At 70.9% G+C, this 5652-nt stretch carries 6 protein-coding genes; 1 reads left to right on the top strand and 5 read right to left on the bottom strand.

Annotation, left to right across the window (positions count from 1 at the left end):
- The 3 genes from CVO76_RS04460 to CVO76_RS04450 all read right to left on the bottom strand — a co-directional run.
- Window positions 1-887 (bottom strand): AAA family ATPase (locus tag CVO76_RS04460; RefSeq protein WP_208740871.1); only part of this gene is annotated, 887 nt, incomplete at its 3' end.
- Window positions 884-1810 (bottom strand): NAD kinase, encoded by a 927-nt coding sequence (locus tag CVO76_RS04455; protein ID WP_208740869.1) that lies wholly within the window; start codon window positions 1808-1810, stop codon window positions 884-886. The genes CVO76_RS04460 and CVO76_RS04455, both read right to left, overlap by 4 nt.
- A complete protein-coding gene (locus CVO76_RS04450) occupies window positions 1803-2654 on the bottom strand; it encodes a TlyA family RNA methyltransferase (protein WP_208740867.1) in 852 nt (283 codons plus the stop codon). The genes CVO76_RS04455 and CVO76_RS04450 overlap by 8 nt, the downstream gene beginning before the upstream one ends.
- Between CVO76_RS04450 and CVO76_RS04445 the strand changes: the two genes are divergently transcribed.
- On the top strand, window positions 2653-2889 hold the full coding sequence (locus CVO76_RS04445; RefSeq protein WP_208740865.1) for a hypothetical protein: 237 nt from the start codon (window positions 2653-2655) through the stop codon (window positions 2887-2889). The genes CVO76_RS04450 and CVO76_RS04445 overlap by 2 nt on opposite strands.
- Here CVO76_RS04445 and CVO76_RS04440 read toward each other — a convergent pair.
- Both CVO76_RS04440 and CVO76_RS17220 read right to left on the bottom strand, forming a co-directional pair.
- Window positions 2873-3862, bottom strand: a complete 990-nt coding sequence (locus CVO76_RS04440) for an HAD-IIA family hydrolase (RefSeq protein ID WP_208740863.1) — start codon at window positions 3860-3862, stop codon at window positions 2873-2875. The genes CVO76_RS04445 and CVO76_RS04440 overlap by 17 nt on opposite strands.
- The gene (locus CVO76_RS17220; RefSeq protein WP_244186192.1) at window positions 3855-5234 is read right to left on the bottom strand and encodes a hypothetical protein; all 1380 of its coding nucleotides are present in this window, start codon (window positions 5232-5234) and stop codon (window positions 3855-3857) included. The genes CVO76_RS04440 and CVO76_RS17220 overlap by 8 nt, the downstream gene beginning before the upstream one ends.
- Window positions 5235-5652 lie beyond the last annotated feature (418 nt).

The following is a 5652-nucleotide window of genomic DNA, read 5'->3' as shown; positions in this document are numbered from 1 at the left end:
CCCGCCAGTTCGGCGGAGATGTCGGCCAGCAGGTAGCCGACCTCCGCGAGCCGCTCCGCGAGCTTCCCGAGGTCGGCGTCGTGCTCGGCGACCGCTTCGAGCTGACGCTTGGCCTCGTCCACCAGTGACACGGCGTCCGCACTGGCCCCGATGTCTTCCGAGACGAGCGCCTGGTGGGCCACGAGTGCTGCGGTCCGCAGTTCCTCCAGGTTGCCCAGCCGCATCGATTCGGCCTTCAGCGCGGCGTCCTCCCCCGGCTGGGGGTCGAGGTCGCCGATCTCCGTCAGCGCCGCCTCCAGGCCCTCGGCCTCGCGCAGCCGCTCCCGCGCCTCGCTCCTCAGCCGGTCACGCTCGGCCAGGGCGTCCCGCCACCGGCGGAAGGCGTCCGCGTAGTCCCGCAGCGCCTCCTCGACGGGCTTGCCGCCGAACTTGTCCAACGCCTGCCGCTGCGCCGGGGCGCCCTTGAGCCGCAGCTGGTCGGACTGCCCGTGCACGACGACGAGTTCGTCCCCCAGTTCGGCGAGGACGCCGACGGGAGCGGCCCGCCCGCCGACGTACGCCCGGCTGCGCCCCTCGCTCGTGACGGTGCGGGCGAGGATCAGTTCTGCGACGCCCTCGTACTCCTCCAGGGCAGCACCCGCCTCCGCCGCCCGCAGGGCGGCCGGGCTGGCCGGATCGAGCCGGAGGACGGCTTCGGCGGACGCGGATCTGGCGCCGAGCCGCACGGCACCTGCGTCCGAGCGTGCGCCGCGGAGCAGCCCCAGGGCCGTGATGACCATGGTCTTGCCCGCGCCGGTCTCGCCGGTCACGACCGTCAGGCCCGGCCCGAGGTTGAGAGTGGCGTCGGTGATGACGCCGAGGTCGCGGATGCGCATCTCCTCGATCATCGTGTTGGTCCGTCCTGGTGCTTCACGGGGCCCCGCCACCCATGGATGGGTAGCTCGAACTTGCGGACGAGGCGCTCCGAGAACGGCGTCTGATGCGTCCGCGCGAGCCGCACGGGATGCTCCGACCGACGGACCTCGACACGTGCGCCGGGCGGCAGGTCGATGCTCCTGCGTCCGTCGCACCACAGCACGCCCGACGCCTCGGTGCGGGTCAGCAGTTCGACGGCGAGCACCGAGGTCGGCGCGACGACGAGCGGCTTCGCGAACAGCGCGTGGGCGCTGATGGGGACCATCAACAGGGCCTCGACCTCCGGCCACACGATCGGTCCGCTGGCGGAGAAGGCATAGGCGGTGGAACCGGTGGGCGTCGCCAGGACGACGCCGTCACAGCCGAAGGAGCTCACGGGCCGACCGTCGACCTCCATGACGACCTCGATCATCCGCTCACGGTTCGCCTTCTCGACGGCCGCCTCGTTGAGCGCCCAGCTCTGCCCGAGCAGGGTGTCGCCGTGCCACACGAGGACATCGATAGTGGTCCTCTCCTCTACGGTGTAGCTGCGGTCCGCGACCCACCGCACGGTCTCCTCGAGGTCCGCACGTTCGCTCTCGGCCAGGAACCCGACATGCCCGAGGTTGACGCCGAGCAGGGGGATGTCCGCCTCGCGGACGAGTTCGGCCGCCCGGAGGATGGTGCCGTCACCACCGAGCACCATCACCAGTTCCACGTCGCCGAAGTCGACGCCGTCGCCCAGCACCTCGGCGGGAGCGGCGAGTTCCCCGTACTCGCCCTGGATGTCGGCCAGCTCCTCGCGGCGCAGCACAGGCTGGAGGCCCAGGTCGTGGAGGCGCGTGCACGCTTCCTGTGCCGCGACCATGGCGTTCCTGCGGCCGGTGTGCGCGAGCACAAGGATTCTTCTACTCATCAAGCTCCGTCTGGTCGGTCGGGCGTCCCGGGCTGGCGAAGAGTGCGCTCTGGTCGAGCGCATGGTCCGTCAACCGGTCCAGCTCCCCCTCGATCCTAGGCATCAATCCGTCGCGGGGCACCTTTATCCACACGAAGTACTCCAGGTTGCCGTCCTGGCCCGGCAGTTCGCTCTGCGCGAGGCCCCCGATGTCCAGTCCGTACCCGAGGGCGCTGCGCACCACTCCCGCCACGGCGTCGCGCCGGGCATCCGTCGATGTCACGACGCCGAGCCGGTTGAGGCGCCCCCGGCCGACCTCGAACTGCGGCTTCACCATCAGGAGCAGCTCGCCGCCGGCCTTTGTCGCGTCGGCCAGGGCCCCCAGGACCAGACGAAGCGAGATGAAGGACAGGTCCGCGACGGTGAGGTCGACCCGGCCGCCGATCTGCGCCGGCTCGAGGTGTCGGACGTTCATGCCCTCGAACACCAGCACGCGCGGGTCGTCCCGTAATTGCTGGACGAGCTGGCCGTGTCCGACGTCGACGGCGGCTACTTCCCGAGCGCCGCGCCGGAGGAGGACGTCGGTGAATCCTCCGGTCGAAGCTCCGGCGTCCAGGCATCGCTTCCCCGCCGGATCGACGGCGGGGAAGGCGCGGAGCGCCCCGTCGAGCTTGGTGCCCGCGCGGCTCACGTACTCCTCGCCGCGCTCCTCGACCCGGAGGTCATCGGTCGGGAGGGTCGGGGCAGCGGGCTTCAGCGCCACGCTGCCCTCCCTGAGCACCCTGCCCGCGGCGATCAGCTGCGCCGCATGGGAGCGGGACCGCGCGAGACCCCGCGCTACGAGTTCCTGGTCAAGGCGAGCCATGGGCTCCTGCCTGGCGGAGCTTCTGCTCCGGATTCAGTTCGCCGCCCAGACGCACATGGACCTCGAGGAACACCTCGGCATGCTCGGCGACCGGGAGATCCGGGAGCTCCCGGAGGACGGCCACGATCTGGTCGACCTGCGCGTCCCCTGTCGCGGGCCCGGCGCCGTCCGCCACCCCTCGTCGTTCCTGCCGCGCGTCGCCTGCCACTTCTGCGCCCTCACCCACCGGACGTGAACCTGATGTCCGGTGGGGAGTCCGGCGTCGTGTCGGGGTGTGCGGTCCACCACGCGGCGCACGCGGCACGCCAGCCGTCCAGGTCGTCCTCGCCTGCGCTGATGCTCACGGTAGTTCCCGCGACCCGGGCCAGCGCCCGGCCGCAGCGGTACGAGTCGCCGTCGGACGTGACCGGCGGATACTCCTCGTACAACTCCGAGAGGGAGCCGATCAGATAGTCGGGGCGTTCCTCGACCCGCGCTGCCAGGGCGGTGCGCACCGTGTCCACGCCCGTGAGGACGAGGGCAGTGGCCATGCCCGCACGGTTCCCGCCGAGGATGTCGGTGTCGAGGCGGTCGCCCACCACGAGTGCGCGCTCGACGCCGGAGTGCCGTGCCGCTGTCCGGAAGAGGGCGGCCTCGGGCTTCCCGGCGACGAAGGGCACCTTCCCGGTGGCTGCGGCGACCGCTGCCACGAGCGAACCGTTCCCCGGCGCTATCCCCCGCTCCTGCGGGATGGACATGTCCGTGTTCGTCGCCACCCAGACCGCTCCGGCGGTGACCGCGTAGGCCGCCTCCGCCAGGTCCTTCCAGCCGAGCGCGGGAGCGAATCCCTGGATGACGGCATCCGGTTGGTCGTCCGCCGACGCGACGACCACGAGGCCCTGCTCCCGGACGGCGTCCGCGAGGGTCTCGCTCCCGATGACGAGCACCGTCGATCCGGCGGCCACCTTGCCGGCGAGCAGTTCGGCGCCGGCCAGCGCCGAGCCGAAGACCTGCTCCGCCGCGGCCGGCGCCCCCAATTCCCGGAGGTGGGCGGCCACCTGCCCGGACGAGCGCGACGCATTGTTCGTCACGTACGCCAGACTCTTGCCTTCACCGCCGAGCCGTTCAAGGGCCTCGGTCGCTCCGTCGATGGCCCGAGGGCCGGCGTACACCACACCGTCGAGGTCCGTCAGGAGGCCGTCGTAGGCATCGATGAGGCGCTCAGTCATCGGCCGCGTCCTCCTGGGTCGCCTTCGGCCTCGTGACCCTTGTGCGCTGGGGCGCGGCGACGTCGACTGAAGGTTCCATCCCGGTTCCTTCCGTCGATGCCGCCTCCGAGAACTCGACGGCCGGGTTCGACGGCTCACCTGGATCCCCGATGTCGTCACGACCTGACGGGGAGATGTCGGAGGTGCCGGAATCGTCCATGCTGAAGAGCATCTCCGTCTGGAGAGGCTCCACCGGAGCAGCGGTCTCACCGACGGGAACAGCATCGACGGGAACCGACCCACGGGGCTCATCGCCGGAGGGTCCTGGGTCGGCAGCAGCTTCCGCCGCCTCCTGGATCACGATCGCCTGGCCGGACGTCGCCCCGTCGGCGCTGCCGGCATCCGCCCCCTCGCCGTCGAGGTCCAGCCCATCGATCGAGGGCTCAGCATCAGTGTCATCCTCGGAACCGGCCTTCGAATCGATCATTGAATCGATCATTGAATCGACCTCAGAATCGACCTCAGAATCGACGACCGGATCGACGGGGGACTCCACATCGTCGGGCGCGCCGCCGTCGTCACCGCCTCCGGACGCGGGCGACTCCACGTCGTCCGACGCACCGTCGTCGTCACCGTCGTCGGACGCGGGCGACTCCACGTCGTCCGACGCACCGTCGTCGTCACCGTCCGACGTGGCGACGCCTCGGTCGGTCCCGGCTGATCCTCCGAGCACATCGGCGACCTTGGGGACGGGCACCGGGGCCTCGTCGTCCTCCTCGCCGAGGTCGATGATGTCCGGTTCGAGGTCGTCGTCGAGGCCGAGGGCCTTTTCGGCCACTCCCGCCTGTCGACGCCAGGTGCCCGACTCGCCGGACCGCCCGACAGCATCGAGGGCATCGGCGTAGGCGCGGAACAGCCGCGGGCTGAAGGAAAAGGCTCGGTGGAGGTCGAGTTGCGGGATCTCCAGTGCGGCGACGGCCGCGTCGAGCTGACCAAGATCCGCACGCGCACCCGCAACGACCATTGCCAGCTCCACCTTGCCCGCGGTATCCAGCGATTCTGCTTCTTCGCTCCGCGCGAGGTCGAGTGCCCTGTCGGCACGCCCGAGGCCACGCTCGCAGTCGGCCATGATCGGGAGGTGGACGTTCGATCCGCTGATCCTCCTGAACGTGCGGAACTCGCGCAGCGCCTCACCGTAGTGGCCCGCAGCGTATGCCGTCAGACCGACGGCCTCGCGCACTGCAGCCAATCGTCCCCCACGGCGGCTCGCCGCCAGGGCGTGCTGGAAAGCCAGTTCGGGGTCGAGGTCGATGAGACGACCCGCCATCACCAGGTGCTTCGCCACCCACAGCGCGCTGCGCTCCTCGAGGTTGCGCACCTGGGCGCGGGTCACCCGATCGAGCTCATCTCCCTTGACGTCCTCGTCGATCTCCGGTGAACGCTCACGATCCGGACGGTTGGCACTGCGGAGGTCACGGGCGTTGTGCGTCCGGGGGCCCGCTGCGTTCTCCTCCGGGCGGCTCCCATGGCGGCGATCGTCGGAGCGACGCTCTCCGCCGGCACCCCGATCCGGACGATCCGCAGGACGACGGAACGAACCACTGCGCTCGGTCGAACGCCGCTCATCACCCGACCGCCCGCCGGTCGCACCTGAACGGGACTGCCAAGGACGTTCTCCGCCCTCACCGGACCGACCCGCCGGCGATCCCCCACGACCGGAGAAACGCGACTGCTTGTCCGCGGCCGATCCCGACGACGCCCCGCCTCGGGACGCGGATCCGCGAAGCTGCGCTCCCCTGCCGCCACCCGGA

Origin of the sequence: Arthrobacter agilis (assembly GCF_002953615.1) — a bacterium.
Taxonomy (GTDB): Bacteria; Actinomycetota; Actinomycetes; order Actinomycetales; family Micrococcaceae; genus Arthrobacter_D; species Arthrobacter_D agilis_B.
This window is presented reverse-complemented; position numbering and strand designations above follow the sequence as displayed.

What these genes read in the sequence shown, in the direction of transcription:
- CVO76_RS04440 (WP_208740863.1), bottom strand. Translation starts at nt 3,862, where the DNA reads ATGACTGAGCGCCTCATCGATGCCTACGACGGCCTCCTGACGGACCTC.
- CVO76_RS04450 (WP_208740867.1), bottom strand. Translation starts at nt 2,654, where the DNA reads ATGGCTCGCCTTGACCAGGAACTCGTAGCGCGGGGTCTCGCGCGGTCC.
- CVO76_RS04455 (WP_208740869.1), bottom strand. Translation starts at nt 1,810, where the DNA reads ATGAGTAGAAGAATCCTTGTGCTCGCGCACACCGGCCGCAGGAACGCC.
- CVO76_RS04445 (WP_208740865.1), top strand. Translation starts at nt 2,653, where the DNA reads ATGGGCTCCTGCCTGGCGGAGCTTCTGCTCCGGATTCAGTTCGCCGCC.